The 15,247-nt window shown below is 49.2% G+C and carries 16 protein-coding genes and 3 tRNA genes; 8 read left to right on the top strand and 11 right to left on the bottom strand.

The window, feature by feature from the left end; all coding sequences use genetic code 11:
* Positions 1–59 precede the first annotated feature (59 nt).
* The 5 genes from BUC02_RS03145 to BUC02_RS03125 form a co-directional block, all read right to left on the bottom strand.
* Entirely contained in the window at positions 60–1,442 is a 1,383-nt protein-coding gene (locus BUC02_RS03145) for a carbohydrate binding domain-containing protein (protein WP_073318494.1), read from the bottom strand.
* Entirely contained in the window at positions 1,442–2,290 is an 849-nt protein-coding gene (locus BUC02_RS03140; RefSeq protein WP_073318492.1) for a TIGR02147 family protein, read from the bottom strand. The genes BUC02_RS03145 and BUC02_RS03140 overlap by 1 nt, the downstream gene beginning before the upstream one ends.
* Positions 2,291–2,371: 81 nt before the next feature.
* Positions 2,372–2,986 (bottom strand): GNAT family N-acetyltransferase, encoded by a 615-nt coding sequence (locus tag BUC02_RS03135; RefSeq protein ID WP_073318489.1) that lies wholly within the window; start codon positions 2,984–2,986, stop codon positions 2,372–2,374.
* A 164-nt stretch (positions 2,987–3,150) separates the two neighbouring features.
* Positions 3,151–3,234: transfer RNA gene (locus BUC02_RS03130), tRNA-Leu, on the bottom strand.
* A gap of 45 nt (positions 3,235–3,279) precedes the next feature.
* The gene (locus BUC02_RS03125; protein ID WP_139260995.1) at positions 3,280–3,810 is read right to left on the bottom strand and encodes a hypothetical protein; all 531 of its coding nucleotides are present in this window, start codon (positions 3,808–3,810) and stop codon (positions 3,280–3,282) included.
* 46 nt (positions 3,811–3,856) lie between these two features.
* On the opposite strand from BUC02_RS03125, the gene BUC02_RS15825 reads away from it, so the two are divergent.
* On the top strand, positions 3,857–4,069 hold the full coding sequence (locus BUC02_RS15825; RefSeq protein WP_088656475.1) for a hypothetical protein: 213 nt from the start codon (positions 3,857–3,859) through the stop codon (positions 4,067–4,069).
* A gap of 17 nt (positions 4,070–4,086) precedes the next feature.
* Here BUC02_RS15825 and BUC02_RS03120 read toward each other — a convergent pair whose 3' ends face one another.
* Both BUC02_RS03120 and BUC02_RS03115 read right to left on the bottom strand, forming a co-directional pair.
* Positions 4,087–4,545: a hypothetical protein gene (locus BUC02_RS03120; RefSeq protein ID WP_139260994.1), complete on the bottom strand. Its 459-nt coding sequence runs from the start codon at positions 4,543–4,545 to the stop codon at positions 4,087–4,089.
* Between the two features lie 67 nt (positions 4,546–4,612).
* Complete coding sequence (locus BUC02_RS03115; protein WP_139260993.1) at positions 4,613–5,416, bottom strand: hypothetical protein; 804 nt, start codon at positions 5,414–5,416, stop codon at positions 4,613–4,615.
* A gap of 85 nt (positions 5,417–5,501) precedes the next feature.
* Between BUC02_RS03115 and BUC02_RS03110 the strand changes: the two genes are divergently transcribed.
* Positions 5,502–6,803, top strand: a complete 1,302-nt coding sequence (locus BUC02_RS03110) for a toxin-antitoxin system YwqK family antitoxin (RefSeq protein ID WP_175549792.1) — start codon at positions 5,502–5,504, stop codon at positions 6,801–6,803.
* A 147-nt stretch (positions 6,804–6,950) separates the two neighbouring features.
* Here the strand turns inward: BUC02_RS03110 and BUC02_RS03105 are convergent.
* Positions 6,951–7,022 (bottom strand) — tRNA-Gly (locus BUC02_RS03105).
* Positions 7,023–7,177: 155 nt separating this feature from the next.
* Here BUC02_RS03105 and infC point away from each other — a divergent pair.
* From infC to BUC02_RS03085, 4 genes are all read left to right on the top strand, one after another.
* Positions 7,178–7,774, top strand: coding sequence for a translation initiation factor IF-3 (infC, locus tag BUC02_RS03100; protein ID WP_072976708.1), 597 nt, complete (start codon positions 7,178–7,180; stop codon positions 7,772–7,774).
* Between the two features lie 18 nt (positions 7,775–7,792).
* Positions 7,793–7,990: a 50S ribosomal protein L35 gene (gene rpmI / locus BUC02_RS03095; protein WP_072800243.1), complete on the top strand. Its 198-nt coding sequence runs from the start codon at positions 7,793–7,795 to the stop codon at positions 7,988–7,990.
* An 11-nt stretch (positions 7,991–8,001) separates the two neighbouring features.
* Entirely contained in the window at positions 8,002–8,352 is a 351-nt protein-coding gene (rplT, locus tag BUC02_RS03090; RefSeq protein ID WP_073318484.1) for a 50S ribosomal protein L20, read from the top strand.
* Positions 8,353–8,483: 131 nt separating this feature from the next.
* Positions 8,484–9,368, top strand: coding sequence for a hypothetical protein (locus BUC02_RS03085; protein WP_073318481.1), 885 nt, complete (start codon positions 8,484–8,486; stop codon positions 9,366–9,368).
* A gap of 423 nt (positions 9,369–9,791) precedes the next feature.
* Here BUC02_RS03085 and BUC02_RS03080 read toward each other — a convergent pair.
* The 3 genes from BUC02_RS03080 to BUC02_RS03070 all read right to left on the bottom strand — a co-directional run bounded on the left by BUC02_RS03080 (position 9,792) and on the right by BUC02_RS03070 (position 11,159).
* Positions 9,792–9,864 (bottom strand) — tRNA-Gly (locus BUC02_RS03080).
* Between the two features lie 31 nt (positions 9,865–9,895).
* Positions 9,896–10,972, bottom strand: a complete 1,077-nt coding sequence (locus BUC02_RS03075) for an adenylate/guanylate cyclase domain-containing protein (protein WP_073318478.1) — start codon at positions 10,970–10,972, stop codon at positions 9,896–9,898.
* 7 nt (positions 10,973–10,979) lie between these two features.
* Positions 10,980–11,159, bottom strand: coding sequence for a hypothetical protein (locus BUC02_RS03070; RefSeq protein WP_139260992.1), 180 nt, complete (start codon positions 11,157–11,159; stop codon positions 10,980–10,982).
* 66 nt (positions 11,160–11,225) lie between these two features.
* Between BUC02_RS03070 and hemW the strand changes: the two genes are divergently transcribed.
* The gene (hemW, locus tag BUC02_RS03065; protein ID WP_073318472.1) at positions 11,226–12,395 is read left to right on the top strand and encodes a radical SAM family heme chaperone HemW; all 1,170 of its coding nucleotides are present in this window, start codon (positions 11,226–11,228) and stop codon (positions 12,393–12,395) included.
* A 137-nt stretch (positions 12,396–12,532) separates the two neighbouring features.
* Complete coding sequence (locus tag BUC02_RS03060; protein WP_139260991.1) at positions 12,533–15,238, top strand: hypothetical protein; 2,706 nt, start codon at positions 12,533–12,535, stop codon at positions 15,236–15,238.
* Positions 15,239–15,247 lie beyond the last annotated feature (9 nt).

The raw sequence follows: 15,247 nt of genomic DNA, 5'->3' as shown, positions 1-15,247 counted from the left end.
TTAGTTGGTAGAGCTTAGAGAGAATGATTATCTAAGTTCTAAGCTCTAAGTTCTTAAACCTATTCTGAAAGCCTTAAGACTTTGACTTCCTTAATCCAGAAGGTGCGTTCGGAGCCGCCGAGGTTCAGTTCAAAGCGGGCGAACGGGTCGCTGACTTCGGGCGTGAACGTGATTCCGACGGATTGGCCTGTGGTCTGCACTTGCACATGTTCCTGGAACCCGATTGTTTCGTAGGTGTTGTACGAACCGATACGGGCCGTAATTTGACCTTCCACATCGGACCAAATGGTGAATACGCACTGGTACTGCACGCCCGCAATCAGGGCCACATTTTCTTGAATCAGCTGCACGCTATAGGAATGCTTGCCGCCATCCGTAACGTTCACCTGCATAATGCGTTCCTTGGACCCCTTTTCGAGCAGCACCGTCGTGTCGGAATGTCCGCCAAACTGGTTCATCAAAATCCAGTCGGTGGTAAAGGGCGAAGAGAAGTTTCCGTTGATAATCGTGTTTTCGCCCTTCTTGGCTGCAATACCCTTCCATATGTCAGCGACATATTCGAAATGTGCATCGCCAGCAACCGTGGTGTAGTCATAACGCAACGGCTGGAAACTTGTCACAAAGCGCTTGTTCATTGCGTTCCACAATTCCGAATTGTACTTGGAATCAATATGAATTACGCTGTCTTCGCCGACTTCGGCGCCCGAGAAATCAATCCCGTCTGTAAACTGCTTGACTCGGAAAACTACAGACAAATTGGCCTTGCCGTTTGCGGTATCAATCTGCGAGTAGTGGTAGCGCAACATGAGCGTCTGGAAGTTCGAAAGACTATAGACGAAGGGATGGTACTTCTTGTCGATGAGAATGCGACCGAATATGGCCATGGTTTCGTCGGGCTTGAATCCGACGCCCATTTCCTTGAGGTAGCCTTCTTCGTTCAAGTCGATATCCTTGAAGGGGTCTTCGATGAGGGAACCCTTGGTAAACGAAATCGCAAGGGATTCGTTGGGGGCGTCTTCGTAAGGCCAGAGCTGGAGTCCGACAACGGGGTCGACAATCAAGGTCGTGTAATAATAGCTAGAGAAGGAACGTACTTCAGTAAGAATCAGGGAGAATGAATCCAGCAGAATCGGTTCGTCTTTGTCCGCTTCCTTGGCGAGAGCCTTGGGATTCACTTCGGAATAGTCGATAGAGAAATCGGCGACCAGCGGAAGGGCAGGCTGTTTCTTGTCGGCGGTGTCCTTGGATGTAGTATCCTTGATAGTCGTGTCCTTGACTGAGGAGTCCTTTGCCGCGGTATCTCTTGCGGTTGTATCGCTGTCCGCAATGCTCGGGTTGCCAATTTCGATTCCAGTCAAAGACTTGTCGTTGGAACAGGCTGCCAGCGACAAATAGAAGACTGCGCAAAAGGCGATCGATGCTATGGACAAAAAGAATTTCATCACACTCCTCGGGTCAAGGGGAAGAGCTGAATGTTGACTTGCACAACATCTTCTGCTTCTCCGGCTTTTGCAGAGAAATCTAGTAGTTCTTTTCGCATTAGTTGTAAATGTTTTTTCAAATTGGGGAAATCTGAGCGCTTTATTCCAAAAGTAAGCGCAGAAACATCCCTTTCGTGGCCCGGAAGGTCTGCAAGCATGGTTGCAGACAGCTTGAGCATCTGGAAATGGTACATCTTGACCATCATATCCTGGACTTCGTCATCGGTCGTAATCAGGGGGTCGCGTTGGCGATAGCCGTTGGCGGTCTTGACCAGGAGGCCCAGTTCCAAGAGCAACTGGAGCGATTCGGTCACCTGTGCGGGAGTCACGAGCCCGCGCAGTTTTTTGGAAATCAAGTCGGGAATGGGGCGGAAATCCTTGAGCCCTACCATCTCAAGAATCACAGAATGATGCCATTCCTGGAAAATACGTAACTGCGCCTTGTCCATCTTGTGCAGCTTTGAACGGGGGCTTGCCTTGATGAGCTGGGCGTAGTAGATTTGCTTGTCGGCGTCGGTTTGTGCCTGGTTAAAGAATACGAGGCTTTCGAAGTATGCGGCGCGCTGGTTTTCAAGGCCCAAGCCATGAATGAGCTTGGTGACCGTGTTTTTGGTGATGTTGCGCTTGCCGTCGATTGCGAGCTTTAAATGGGCATGGCTAGAAAGCCCTGCCTTCTCGGCAAAGAACCGCAAGCTGAACGCGGTCGAGGTTTTCTTTTTATACTCGTAATAATCACGGAGAAATACCCTGTAGTTCGTGTACTGCAGGATATCCGGTTCTACGAGTTTCTGCTTTTCTCCATTTTCCATACTCAAAAAAATAGAAGAATTAACCCCTGAAAGCCATATCTAATTTAAGTTTCCCGTTTACCCGAGTAACCATTGTAACTATTAATATACGTCCCGGGCCAGAAGCGAAAATCGCCTGTGGTCAACGAATTTGCCGTTTATGAGCTCGTAATCGCGGTTTATGCCCTCTTCCATGAACCCGCATCGTGCGGCAACGGCGGCGCTTTTCCCGTTGTATACAGAGACTAAAAGTTCCAGACGGTTGAGCTTGAGGGTTGCAAATGCGAACGCCGAGAGCAACTTTACGGCCTCCGTCATAAGCCCCTGACCCGTAAATTCCTTGCAAAGCCAGTAGCTCAGGGTCGCAGAACGATTCGATAGTTTGACGTCCATCATGATGGCGCCTGCTAACGGGGCTGAATCTCCGGCCGTGATTTCTTCGTCCGCGTTCTTGAAAATCAGCCAGCAACCGCCTTGTCCGAAGCGTTCGTTCAGGATCCAGGAACGGATGCGTTTTTTGATGTCGAAAATATCGGTATCGCGAACCCAGGGGAGGTACTCCGAAAGATGTTCGCGGGATTTTTCGATTGCCTGCATGATCGATTCTGCGGAAATCGGACCCTCGGAATTTTCTCGCAGGCCCTTGAGCGTCACTACGCTATTGGCAAGTGTCGCCGTTTCGAATGTCGCCGTAAAAAAATCTTCGAAGTTATCCATGAGGGGGAATGTAGTAAATAGTTGGAAGTGGGCAGTAGGAAGTAGGCGGTAGACAGTAGGAAGTAGGCAGTAGACAGTAGGAAGTAGGCAGTAGACAGTAGACAGTAGGAAGTGGGCTGTGGGAGAAAATAAAAAACCGCCGAATCGCTTCGACGGTTTTTCAGTGCGGATGAAAGGACTTGAACCTTCATGCCCTTGCAGGCACTAGAACCTGAATCTAGCGTGTCTACCAGTTCCACCACATCCGCGTGGGGTAAGCCAAATTTTGAAAATTTTGCCCTATTTGTCAAGGGTTATTTAGAAAAAATCTCTAAAATCCAGTCTTTGTGCTTGTTTTCCCAATAGCTCCAGTCATGCTCGCCTTGCGGGTCGAATTTGAGGTCACATCCGGTGCCTACGTTTTTGCAGAATTCCTGAATCCAGGGGACGGTCTTGTCGGCGGGGTAGAGCCGGTCGGAGCCGCCCTGAATGAATCTCCAATGCCCGTTTTTGAACGGAGCCTGAGCGGCGACTTGTGCTGCCGGTCCGAGCGATTCTCCGTACGAACTCATGAGAATGCGGTTTTTGATTTTGCGCTTGCCCCACATGGAGTAGGCGATAACTCCCAGGGAGCCGTCCGAAACTCCGATGAGCGAGACTTCGGCAATATCTTTCTTTTGGCGCTTGGCAAGGCTGTCCAGGGCATCGTCTAAAGAATTGATAGTGGAGGGCTCGACCCAATGGTTTTGTTTGCAGGCCGATGCGCTGACTACGGTGTAGTTTGGCATCATTTTAGAAAGTGCTCCGCCGGCAACAAGTCCTTTTTGGCAGTTGTTGCTTGTCATGCCGCCGTGAAACCAAACTATAGTTCCGGCTGTTGGCTTGTTGCCTTTGGCTCGCCAAACTCCCACGGGCATGTTGGGTGATTTGTTCCCGGCCGAAAACATGAACGACGCGTTTTCGAGAGGGTTCCTGTATTTGACAAACAAGGTGTCTAATTGCGGGGTTGCCTGTACAAAGCAGAATGCAACTAACAATAAAATGAGGATGGATTGCTTCGTCACGTTCGTTCCTCGCAATGACGGTTTGCTTGCTGCCAACTAAGCTCTGCCAACTGCTTGCTATTTTCTCTTTTTTACGATCCAAAGGATAAACAGTATAACTGAGACAAGAGCCAAGGCAAGTACAATTGCGCAGCCGATGAAGGCATTGTAGACTTGATAATCTATGACCAAGGTGTCAAAGTCCATCTCGCCATCGGTGGATGCAAGACTATGGACAATGAAGGTCTTGTTATCGATGCGGCTTGCCGAAATTTCAAGCGGAATATCGCCTGCGTCGCGGCTGGCGAAACTGTACCATTCGGCCATGTTGTTCAGCATGTCTTCCGAGGCATACAGAATAAAATTCGCCTGGTCGTCGCCGTTAATCTGGAAGATAGTTTTGTCGAAAAAGGGAATGTTGCTCCCGCCAAAAATGCTCGGGATAGCGGCATGCGAAACCGTTCCGTAGAACAAGTGCTCTTCTTGCATCAAGCCTTTGAGGGCAGGCATGATGTACGAAAAAAGCCATCCTGCCAAAAAAAACAGCAGCAAGGAAAAATTCAAAAGGGCCGGTTTTCTAGAAGTGTAAAATCGCATGAGTTCCTTATTGCTTGGATCTGAAAATAAAGAAGAAGGTAGAAAGCATCAGCACGAGAGTCAAGAAGTAGAATGCCATGGGAATCTTGGATTTGAGCGACATTTCTTCCATGCTCTGGCTCTGGAAAAACTGAATCAGGTCTTCGCTGTACATGGCGGCGAGTTCGCTGTTGAAGCGGCTCCATGCAAGAGTCTGTTCTTCGTTGTCCTGGAGCAGGGCGAATATGGCATCCTTGGTTGAATCGGGAATGGCGTTCACGACGGAGTCGCCGAGGCCTGCAATTCCGACCAGGTAGCCGGCACGCGCGGAATCGAGTGTCCCGCGCAAGGGTATCTGGACGCTTGCAGGGAGGTTTGCCACTTGCTGGTTGACCGTCTGCAGTCTTTCGAGCCACCCATGGCGGCTTGCCGCGTAGCGGCGCATGCTCGAAACCTTGGCCAGGACTTCGCGCTCGAACCGTTCGACGGTCGAATGCGGGGGAGCCTTGACTCCGACCCGGCTGATTTCGTCCATTTCGCGGGTGAACGAAACTGCAATTTCGCGCAGGGTCATGGTCTGTGCCTGGACAAAAACGGTGTCAATGCCAAAACCGATTCGCACGCGTTCCATACCGCGCATGGCGTAAGACTCCTGCAGCTGGTAGTCGGAAAGTGTCTTGATATAGCGCGAATACATGATGATTTGCGGCTTTTGCGAAAAATAGAACAGAACTGTGAGCCCTATAGCAACAGCCAAAACCACCCACGCCCAAGGGGAGCGGATTCTTGCGTTAAAGGTATCGGCAATCGATTTATTCTTTAACTCTGGCACAACTAGAAATTACCTTTTTTCTACTTTAACTGGTATGTGTGCGATTCGTTTTATACCCTTTTTCGGCCTCGTTGCGCCAATTTTGATGCTCGTTTCGGGCTGTACGGTGGAACGTGCCGAAGAAAAAGTGCTTGCCGAACACGCAAATGGGGCGAAAAAGACCTCTATCTGGGTTTACCCCGACGGCGAAATCCTGAAAAGGAACGAATGGTACACCGACGGAATCAAGGAACTTGAGATTCCGTACAAAGACGGCGTTCCGCATGGCGACTTCAAGCGTTGGACTGGCTTTGGCGATGTGGCCCTGCTCGGGCATTACAAGAAAGGCCTCAAAGACGGCAAGTGGACTGCACTGTTTAGCGACAAGAAAGTCGAAGCTTACCTCTATTACGAAAACGATCACCCGGTGGGCGACTGGGAAGGCTGGCATTACAACCGCGAACGTTCTTTTGAGGAGCATTACAATGACGATGGCTTGGCGGTTGGAATCTGGAAAAAATGGTTTGACAACGGCGCCTTGCAACAAGAAGGCAATTGTCACGCCATGTGGGATCCCAAACGCGAAATTGTTTCGGCTTCGGGCGATTCGGCTTACCTGAAACGTTTTTCGAAGGATTGTCACCTGCTCGAAGAATTCACCTGCAGAAACGGGATTCTTGACGGACCGTTTTCGTTGTATTACGAAAGCTTTGGTGAATCGGTTGACACTGCCAATTGTGGTGTGGGCCGCGTGCGTGTACAGGGGGTGCTCGGTAAAGGGGCGGCCGGCAAAGACAGCGCCCTAATCGGGACAGTCACTTATTTTAGGGCCGACGGCACGCGCATGAAACAGGAACATTGGAATAGGGAAGGCAAACGTGATTCCGTATGGCGCTGGTTCGATGAACGCGGTGAACTGGTGCGCGAGGTGGATTTGAGCATGGACGGCGTGATTTATGGTGCCTGCGAAGGTCATATGGCCAAGTTCTGCGCCGAGACCTCGTACGTGGGCGGAGTCAATGGCATTCTTGACAGTAGTAATCTTGCCCAAAGCATTGATTTTGTACAAAGTGTCGGGAAATTCCCTGCCACGGTGCGTTATGTTAAGCCGGGACGTTTGTTGCTTTACGAAGAACTTTGGAAAGATGGTCAAATTGTGGAAAGCCGTAGCTTTTTCCCGGACAGCATGGGCGGCAGACTTGCAAGTGAAACCTTCTGGAAGGACGGCAAGAGAAACGGAATCATGCGGAACTGGTACCGGAGCGGTGTACTCCGCGACAGCCTTACTTTTGTAAATGGAGAGCGCGTGGGCGAACAGTTCAGCTACGACAGCACCGGAAAACTCACGATCCATAAGACAGAGGCCGGCAAGAACCGCCCTGTGATCATGCACTTGCTCGGGGAATAGGGAATAAAAAAAGACCCCATGGAGACCGCTCGACTCATAATCATCTTGGAACTTATGATATCGCCTCGCTCTCGCCAACACGACTCGTTAATACGAGTCGTTTATGGCTCACAAATAAAAAGAAGACCCCTCAGTGAGGGGTCTAAGAGCGGCGGACCGGGATCGAACCGGCAACCATTAGCTTGGAAGGCTAAGGCTCTACCATTGAGCTACCGCCGCGAGCAAGTCCAATTATACAAAAATCCGCCTATTTTCAAAGGGGTTCGTTAAAAAGTTCTTGCATTTTTTATTAAAAAAACTATATTTAGCGCCACAATAACAATTTTACCTAGAGGTAGCTTAACTTGGCGTTACAAAATCCCCGCGACCGTCGCATGCCGAACAGACAGAGTGACGGAACCCGCATTAACGAAGACATTCGCATTTCCCCGATCCGTCTTGTGAAAGACGATGGCGAGGCCGTCATCATGGATACCAAACAGGCTCTCCAGATGGCCAAGGACGCCGGACTGGACCTGGTGGAAGTGTCTCCCAATGCTAAGCCGCCTGTATGCCGTATCATCAACTACGGCAAGTACAAGTTTGAACAGATCAAGAAGGCCAAGGCCGCAAAGGCCAAGCAGCACGTGGTGAAGCTTAAAGAAATCAAGATGCACCCGAAGACTGCCGAGAACGACTACCAGTACAGGATCAAGCAGGCAGCCGAGTTCTTGCAGGATGGCATGAAGGTCAAGCTTATTATGCAGTTCCGTGGGCGCGAAATGGCGCACATGGACTACGGCAAACGCCTAATGGAGCGCGCTAAGGAAGACTTGCTCCAGTACGGCGACTTGGAAATGGATTCGCGAGTCGAAGGCAACACAATGCTCTCGATTTACGGTCCTAAACGCGGTGCAGGCACTGCCAAAAAGCAGCCCCAGGCACCAAAGCCCGTAACCGAGCCCATGGCAGCAGGTGAGGCTTCAACTTAATAACCTAAAGAGGTAAAAATGCCTAAGATGAAAACACACAGCGGTGCTAAGAAGCGCTTCCGCCTGACTGGTTCCGGCCACGTCAAGTTCAAGCGTGCTGGCATGCGCCACATTCTTGCCAAGATGTCCACGAAGCGTAAGCGTAACCTGCGTAAGGGCGCTCTCGTTAAGAAAGTCGATGTTTACCATGTCAAGCGTCTGCTTGTCGTTGCATAAGGAGTGTAAGAATGCCACGCGCTAAAACCAGAGTTCCTTCCCGCGAACGCCGCAAAAAAATCCTTAAGGCCGCCAAGGGCTTCTATGGCCGTCGCAAGTCGAACCTTCGCCTTGCTATCGACGCCGTGTCCCACGCCGGTCAGTATGCCTACGCTCACCGCCGCGACAAGAAGGGTGACTTCCGCTCTCTGTGGATTGTCCGCCTCAATGCCGCTGTTCGTGAACTCGGCATCAGCTACAGCCAGTTCATTTACAAGCTTTCCAAGTCGGGCATCAAGCTGAACCGCAAGGTTCTCGCTGACATGGCCGTCGCCGATCCGGCATCCTTTGCCAAGGTCGTGGAAACTGTGAAGGCTGCCTAATAGCTTCATCTTCACGCGAGAAATTGCACCCTGCTCCTAATCGGGCGGGGTGCTTTTTATGTGGATTTTACAAGTAATTTATTGACGAATAAATTATCAAGTTATATTTTTTTGTTAAATCCTAAAATCAAATGGTTTTTCGTCTGGTTGCTTTTTCTTTCATATTTGTGTCGCTTTGTCATGGCAAAGGGGTTGCTGAATTTTGTGCAGAATTTAATAAGGATTCAAATCAGTACAGTCTTCATTTACAAAAAAATTTGAATTTAGAACCAGATTCTAACTGGATATTTCCCGATAGCGTCATATGTACTACGTATAACAATGAACCCATTTGGGAAATGGGATATAGTTTTGATGCGCCGTTTGATTCTTCGGAAGAGGAATTTTTAGGTGGTTGTGCGTCGTTAGATGTAAGGCCTTCAAGTGAAAACCTTTGCTTGAAACCTAAAATATCCGTCGTAAATCTTGATCCCGTAAATCGAGATGTCCTCCATATTCATAAAAATAATGCAAAGGGGACGCTGCCATTTTACTATGGGAAAAAAATTAAAGGCACGTGGCGTGCGAACCTCGTAGGAACATCTTACGCGTATGAGAAACAATTTGAAGCTGTTATAAGAGGCCCCTGCAATGTGAAGAAAACAATTATAGCAGAATATTGTGTTGATCAGTTTCATAGGCTTGTTTTAGAACAAGAGTTTGATTACATTCCTCGCTATATTTTTGCTTCAGCAACCGAATGCCATGTCTGTAACAAAAAATACAGAGAAAACATATCTACAAGTGTTGCCTTCAAAAAAGGTGAATTTGCGCCTGTTGAGGGGATGCTATATAAAAGTTGTGAGGATTATTCTTTGGAGGAGGCGTTTCTATTGCCCAAAAACGTAAAAATGGAAAAGTCTCTTTATGGGAAGATTCTTCCAATAAGAATAGATGCTGAAATACAAAGTGATAGCATTCATCGCAAAGATTATTATAACACGAATATTCGTATAAGCGGTCCTTGTGGAGAGTAGCTTGACGCTTGATGTTATCGTGATGAAAGCGCAAAAAGAAATTTTTTGTGGGACGAGCGGTTAAAGGGCGTGACTCTTTCCTTCAGAAAAAGGGATTGACAGCTGCGTCAGTCTCCGCTGCGCGGCTGACTTGCTGCCCTGACGGGCTTATCGCTTCGCTCAAAGTCCTAAATTCTTTCCACGGGCTTGCGCCCACGAAAGAATTTAGTGATTCGTCGCTAGTCTCCGGTCTGCGACCGGCTAGCTCCTCACCCTACGGGCCTCCCGCCCTTTAGGGCGGGAGTTCCTAAACAACTCGCAAGCACTTCGTGCGCCTCGTTGTTTAGTCGGCCCCTCGACCCCAAGGGGTCGAGGGTGCCGAACACCATTATCTAGCGATAAAACAAAAAAGAACCACTTTGAAGTGGTTCTTTTTCGTTTTAGAGCGGGAAAAGGGACTCGGACCCTCGACCCCGACCTTGGCAAGGTCGTGCTCTACCAACTGAGCTATTCCCGCGGGGTAGCCCAATTATAGAATAATAAATTCACTATGTCAAGGGCTTATGCAGAGAAAAAATCAAAATTCCGTTCTTTTTTCCGCGTAATTCGAAAAATCCGGCCTTTACGCTCAAAAAACCGTGGGGGAGCGGCAGGGGAAGTCTCATATATAAGTCTTCCGAAATCAAAAAGTCCTGCCCGAGCTTGGAGCAAAGTGTCTGGATTCTTGAAGTGGTGTTCAGCACGTCGCCGTGGTAGGCCATTTCGCTTCCGAAGTTCCCGACTTCGGTAGAGATGACTTTTCCGCAGTGGGCGGCTGCCTTGAATGCGGGAACAATCCCGTAGCGTTTTTTGAATTTGTATGCGGTGCGTTCCAGGCATTCGGCAAAATCGTAAAAGCAATCCAGCGGGCGCGCGGCGCGTTTGCAGTCGCTGGTTTTCCAAGTCAAGAAAACGCCGTCGCCTGCAATTTGGTAAATCTCGCCATGGTTTTCTTCGCAGCAGTTCGAAAGCAGGCGGTAGTAGTCACGAATAAAGTTGCTGTACTTTACGTGTCCGAGTTCTTCGGCAATCTCGGTGGAATGCTTCATGTCAATGAACATGAATATCAAGTCTTCTTCTTTGGGGTCCTGATTCTTGCCGAGCAAGGTGTTCATAAAGACGCGGGTCCCGAACTTCTTGTGTACAGAACGGATAAAGGTAATCAGGTGCCCGAGCATGAACAGTTCGAAAATCAGAATGTGGTTTTTCGGCTGCTTGAAAAAGTTCAGCATGTGTTGCAGGGCGGCTTCATTGATAAGACCTTCACTCTTGTCTATATCCCATATCAGGATACAGAGTGTCAGGTTCGCGCAAATGCTTGCCAAGAAAAAACAGGAACGAATAATCAGGGCTGCCGCAACAGGGCGTTTGTCCATTTCGTCTTGCAAAATAATTACGTCGTAAATAGCGTGCGAAAGTCCTGTCAAAAGAGACAGCTGCAGCATGAACAGCATGCGTGTCGGGTCGAAACCGTTTCCGGCGCCGTACGTCAAAAGGGCCGAGGCACTTAAGGTGAAAATCACCCAACTCAAGATATAGAAAGCGATCGCTTTGCACTTACGCTGCGTTAATCGGGTAATGGCCATAGCACCTTCAGTGGATAAATAGAGGCAACGCCCAAATCATGGCAATAATGATGATATCTTTGTACGATTCGTCTAAAAGGAGGGTCGATGCCAAAAAGAAGATAGCGGTGGACAACGTCAAGAAAATCAGGAGCGGGAGCCGCTTCTTCAATTTTTTCTTGATTTTATTTAGTTGCTTGTTGTCCATATACATTTATATAATCTAAATTTTATAAAAAAGGTTTTTTGTAATAATTTTATTCGTTTGTAAAAGATGTTTTGTGTTTATATTCACGTGCCTTTCTGCAAAAAAGTTTGCGATTATTGCGATTTTCGCGTAATGCCGTCGCAATCGAAAATTTTTGCCGAGTACACGGACTTGTTGTGTAAGCAAATTGTAAGTTTTGAAGAGGGGAACCCGGGGCTGCTGGCCTCGGCTCGAACGCTCTACCTGGGTGGGGGAACCCCGTCGGAACTGCCGGCGGAATTTTTGCACCGGATTTTTGAGTGCCTTGCTTCGGTAGGGCTCGATATATCCAAATTGAACGAAGTTTCCATGGAGTTCAATCCGGAATCGACTAGTCGCCAGTCCGTACAAAATGCCGTGGAACTGGGCGTAAACCGCATCAGTCTTGGGATTCAGACGTTCGACGCTAATTTGTTGAAATTGGTCGGGCGCTCCCATTCGGTAGAGGCTGGGCTCGAGGCCTTGAATTTGCTGACATGCACGTCGAACTTGCAAGTGAATGCGGACTTGATGTTTGATTTGCCGGGGCAGACGGTCGAGGGCTTCTTGGCCGATGTGGACCGCCTTTCGGATTTCCCGCTGAACCATGTGAGCTTTTACGGGTTGAATGTCTCGCCCCGCTCGAGGCTCGGGCATCGTGTGGATCGCGGGGAACTTGCCGTAAACGAAGACCTTTACGAGCCCATGTACATGAGCGGTGTCGAAATCCTGAAACGCAAGGGCTTTGAACGCTACGAGGTATCGAACTTTGCACGGCCCGGTTTTGAAAGCGCCCATAACCAGAATTACTGGAATCGGGGCGAATATGCGGGCTTTGGCCCTGGTGCCCACAGTTATTTGCATGCGGTGCGCTATTATGCTCCCGAAATTTACCCCCGGTGGCGCGACTATGTCAAGTCGGGCTGCCCGGAATCGATGCTTTCGGTTGACCGGCTGAGGCGTGAAGACGAAATTATGGAGCTTTTGTGGCTCTCTCTTCGGCAATCTAGGGGAATTTCGACTGAAGATCTCGAAAAAATGGGAATTGCCCTGGATAAATCAGTGTGCGAACGTTGGATTTCGAAGGGCTTCTTAAAGCACGGAAATCTGTCAAATTTGTTACAAAGTAAATCTTGCTTGCGCCTTGAAGGACGCGGCTGGATTTTTATGGACGATATCGTTACAGACCTTGCAAATACTTATTCCAACTTGGAATAAACAAATTTGAAAATATCTTGCGATTCGTATCACAACGTAAATTTTTGTTGTCCGTTTTCTAAAAAAAAATCATATCTTTGGAGTATATGTTATGCAAAGTTTTCTTTGCGTAAGTGGAGCCAATTGTAGAGGTCATAATGCAGTCTGTAAAAAATCATATTCTTTCGCTGATGTTGTTCGCGTTGCTTTGTCTTGCAGCGGGGGCTTTTGCGCTTGAATCTATTGATTGCATTGACTACAGTGGCAAGCCCGACGTGCGTTGCAAGTATTACCGTATCTCGGAAACCCGAGGCGCCATTCTTTACGTGGTTCCGCCCAAAGCCGACCTTGTCAAGAAAAACGCCATCAAGGGTGCTTCGTTCTTTATCTACGCTCCGCAAGAAAAGGACTATGGTCGCGACACCTTGACTCTTGAACTTTCGGAAGATTCCTCTGTCGTTCACAACATGGAGCCCGTAAAAGCCGATGAGGACTCCGGTCTCGTGAAACTGCGCGTCGGAAGTCGCTATAAGCTTTACAACCTCATGCTCGGTACTGCCGAAGACGAATCGGCAACGGATCCGATCGTAAGCCTGGTCTACAACTTCTACGTGCCGTACCTCAAGTACATTGTGAAGGGCAAGGAAGTGACCGATGCATCCAAGCTCCAGTACGAAGTGGGCGATACCATGCATGTCGATGTCGAAGCGATTGTTCCGATTGGCCCGGCAAAGGGACGAGTCGATTCGACTCTGACGAAAACTTTCTATTTCAAGGCTTTCGGCGAAAGCGAAAACCTGGAGTTCTTGAGCGATGGTGGAGTAAACCTGAAGCTAAGTGACAACACCATTCGCTTAAATATTGAAAACGGCAAGGGCCGGTTCCTGGTGGTTGCGACCAAGGCCATTACCGACGGTTCGACGTTCAGCATGAATGCGTTCCCGGATAGCCTGCGTAACAATGAATTCATTCTGAGCGATCCGTTCCCGGGTGAATACCAGTTCGTGAATCCCGACATGCCGACTCTCGATAACGCCGCCATTTACGATACCGACGGCGATGGTATTGGCGACAGCATTGCAACCTGGTTCGGCGGCAAGACCGATTCCATGGATGTGAAGGATTTCTTCTACAGCTGGCCGAGCGACAAGTCCTTTGAAAAGTACAGTGGCGATGTCAAGCAAGATGGCGATGTCTATGGATTGCCCGATGTCAAGGTTGAAATTCAGGGTGACGATGCGAAGGGTGTCGTAAAGGCTTTTGTGTGCTCGGTGGGTAACCGCTGTGACACGCTCACGACGGCTCTTGCCGATAGCATTGGCGCAGCCATTCAGACGGCCACCTTGGTCAAGGGCAATGACGGGACGGATACCTTGATCGTTCGCTTCAACAAGGATATGGATCCGTCTTGGACAAGCGGTCGCGGATTGAAACTCAATGGCGAATCAATCGACGTGGATGCAATCTCCAAGAAGGGAACCCAGTGGGTATTCACCGTTGAATCAGGCGTTGTGTCTGTGGGTGACATGCTCAAGATTGAAACCATCTGCAGCAGCAAGGAATGCCCCGATGGAATCCTGACTGCCGCCGACGGTGTACCGACAAGCAAGAACAACCAGGAAGTCCCTGTGCAGAATGCTGGCCGCATTTATGTGGACAACGACAAGAACGGATTCTATGACCGCGATGGCGATGGCCGCATGGACTCTACCTCGCTGGGCTTTGAAACCCCGATCACCGAGGAAGACCTCAAGAAGATGGACATTACCTTCTACTGGCTCGACAACGACGGCGAATTGGTGGCCATCAAGCCGAACATTGCCGACCTCGAGATTTCGGAAGGCGGTACGCTGCTTGGCTTTGCTCTTGATCCCGAAGAATACGACATCAAGAAATTGCTGACGGGAATTGACAAGTCCTATTCAAAGGACGGCAAGACAGAATACGGCTATGCCTCGATTACAAACAAGGTTTCTGTCGAAGGCAAGGAATCCGAAGAAGAAATGATGTATGGAATGAACGACTACATGGCTCCGGTCATTTCGTCGACGTTCCTGTATCCGGAATCCTTCCAGATGATGGAACCGGATAAATTCAAGATCAGCTTCTCCGAAGCGATGGACAAGAAAGGCGTGGATCTTTCCGATGACTGCCTCGCTTTCTATGTCGATGGCGCCTGGGTGCATTACAGCCTGAGGTCTTCGGAATGGAGCGAAGACGGTCGCGAATTGATGCTGTACATGGAAGCCGGCGAAGACCTCGCAAGCCGCATGAATCCTGCAGACTCAGTGCGTTTCGATAACTTCACGAGCGGTCTTGTCGACAAGAGCGGCAACAAGGTTTCTGAACTTGCTCCGACTGTCATGGTGGAAGGCGATCCGCGCGTGATTATGAAGACGAATTCGTTTGCGGACTTGAACAAGGCTGAAGAACTCAGTGACCGCGTGAAGCCGTTTACGATTGAACATGTGAAGGATGCCAAGGAAGCCTCTGACCAGTCTTCGCTGGGCGTGCTCATGGATATCGGCTATTCGACCATTATGGGTAAAGATGACAAGGGCCTGGCTGTGCCGAATATGGAAGATATCGGACTCCATTGGGAACTCTACGTGTATACGAATATTGGCAACTACGTTGGAGGCGCTTCGGGCAGTATTGCTTGCGATGACCCGTTCTTCGATGGCAACTGCCTTGAAAATCCGGACAAACTCTATGTTCGCTGGAACATGCGTGCCGACAATGGCCGTAAGGTGGGCGCCGGTATTTATCTTGCAAAGTTCAGAGTAAAGGTTTACGGAGCAAAGGATGACTTTAAGGTTGAAAGAATCTTTAGATGGGGTATCTCTTCTAAGAGGGCTAAATAAGGATTTTTT

It is taken from the genome of Fibrobacter sp. UWOV1, assembly GCF_900142495.1.
Taxonomy (GTDB): Bacteria; Fibrobacterota; Fibrobacteria; order Fibrobacterales; family Fibrobacteraceae; genus Fibrobacter.
The sequence above is the reverse complement of the archived record's forward strand: the minus strand, read 5'-3'. Positions and strand labels throughout refer to the sequence as shown.

Excerpts from the sequence above, each read along its gene's own strand:
- BUC02_RS03145 (WP_073318494.1), bottom strand. The coding sequence starts at position 1,442 with ATGAAATTCTTTTTGTCCATAGCATCGATCGCCTTTTGCGCAGTCTTC.
- BUC02_RS03140 (WP_073318492.1), bottom strand. The coding sequence starts at position 2,290 with ATGGAAAATGGAGAAAAGCAGAAACTCGTAGAACCGGATATCCTGCAG.
- BUC02_RS03135 (WP_073318489.1), bottom strand. The coding sequence starts at position 2,986 with ATGGATAACTTCGAAGATTTTTTTACGGCGACATTCGAAACGGCGACA.
- BUC02_RS03125 (WP_139260995.1), bottom strand. The coding sequence starts at position 3,810 with ATGACAAGCAACAACTGCCAAAAAGGACTTGTTGCCGGCGGAGCACTT.
- BUC02_RS03110 (WP_175549792.1), top strand. The coding sequence starts at position 5,502 with ATGCTCGTTTCGGGCTGTACGGTGGAACGTGCCGAAGAAAAAGTGCTT.
- infC (WP_072976708.1), top strand. The coding sequence starts at position 7,178 with ATGCCGAACAGACAGAGTGACGGAACCCGCATTAACGAAGACATTCGC.
- rpmI (WP_072800243.1), top strand. The coding sequence starts at position 7,793 with ATGCCTAAGATGAAAACACACAGCGGTGCTAAGAAGCGCTTCCGCCTG.
- rplT (WP_073318484.1), top strand. The coding sequence starts at position 8,002 with ATGCCACGCGCTAAAACCAGAGTTCCTTCCCGCGAACGCCGCAAAAAA.
- BUC02_RS03085 (WP_073318481.1), top strand. The coding sequence starts at position 8,484 with ATGGTTTTTCGTCTGGTTGCTTTTTCTTTCATATTTGTGTCGCTTTGT.
- BUC02_RS03075 (WP_073318478.1), bottom strand. The coding sequence starts at position 10,972 with ATGGCCATTACCCGATTAACGCAGCGTAAGTGCAAAGCGATCGCTTTC.
- BUC02_RS03070 (WP_139260992.1), bottom strand. The coding sequence starts at position 11,159 with ATGGACAACAAGCAACTAAATAAAATCAAGAAAAAATTGAAGAAGCGG.
- hemW (WP_073318472.1), top strand. The coding sequence starts at position 11,226 with ATGTTTTGTGTTTATATTCACGTGCCTTTCTGCAAAAAAGTTTGCGAT.
- BUC02_RS03060 (WP_139260991.1), top strand. The coding sequence starts at position 12,533 with ATGCAGTCTGTAAAAAATCATATTCTTTCGCTGATGTTGTTCGCGTTG.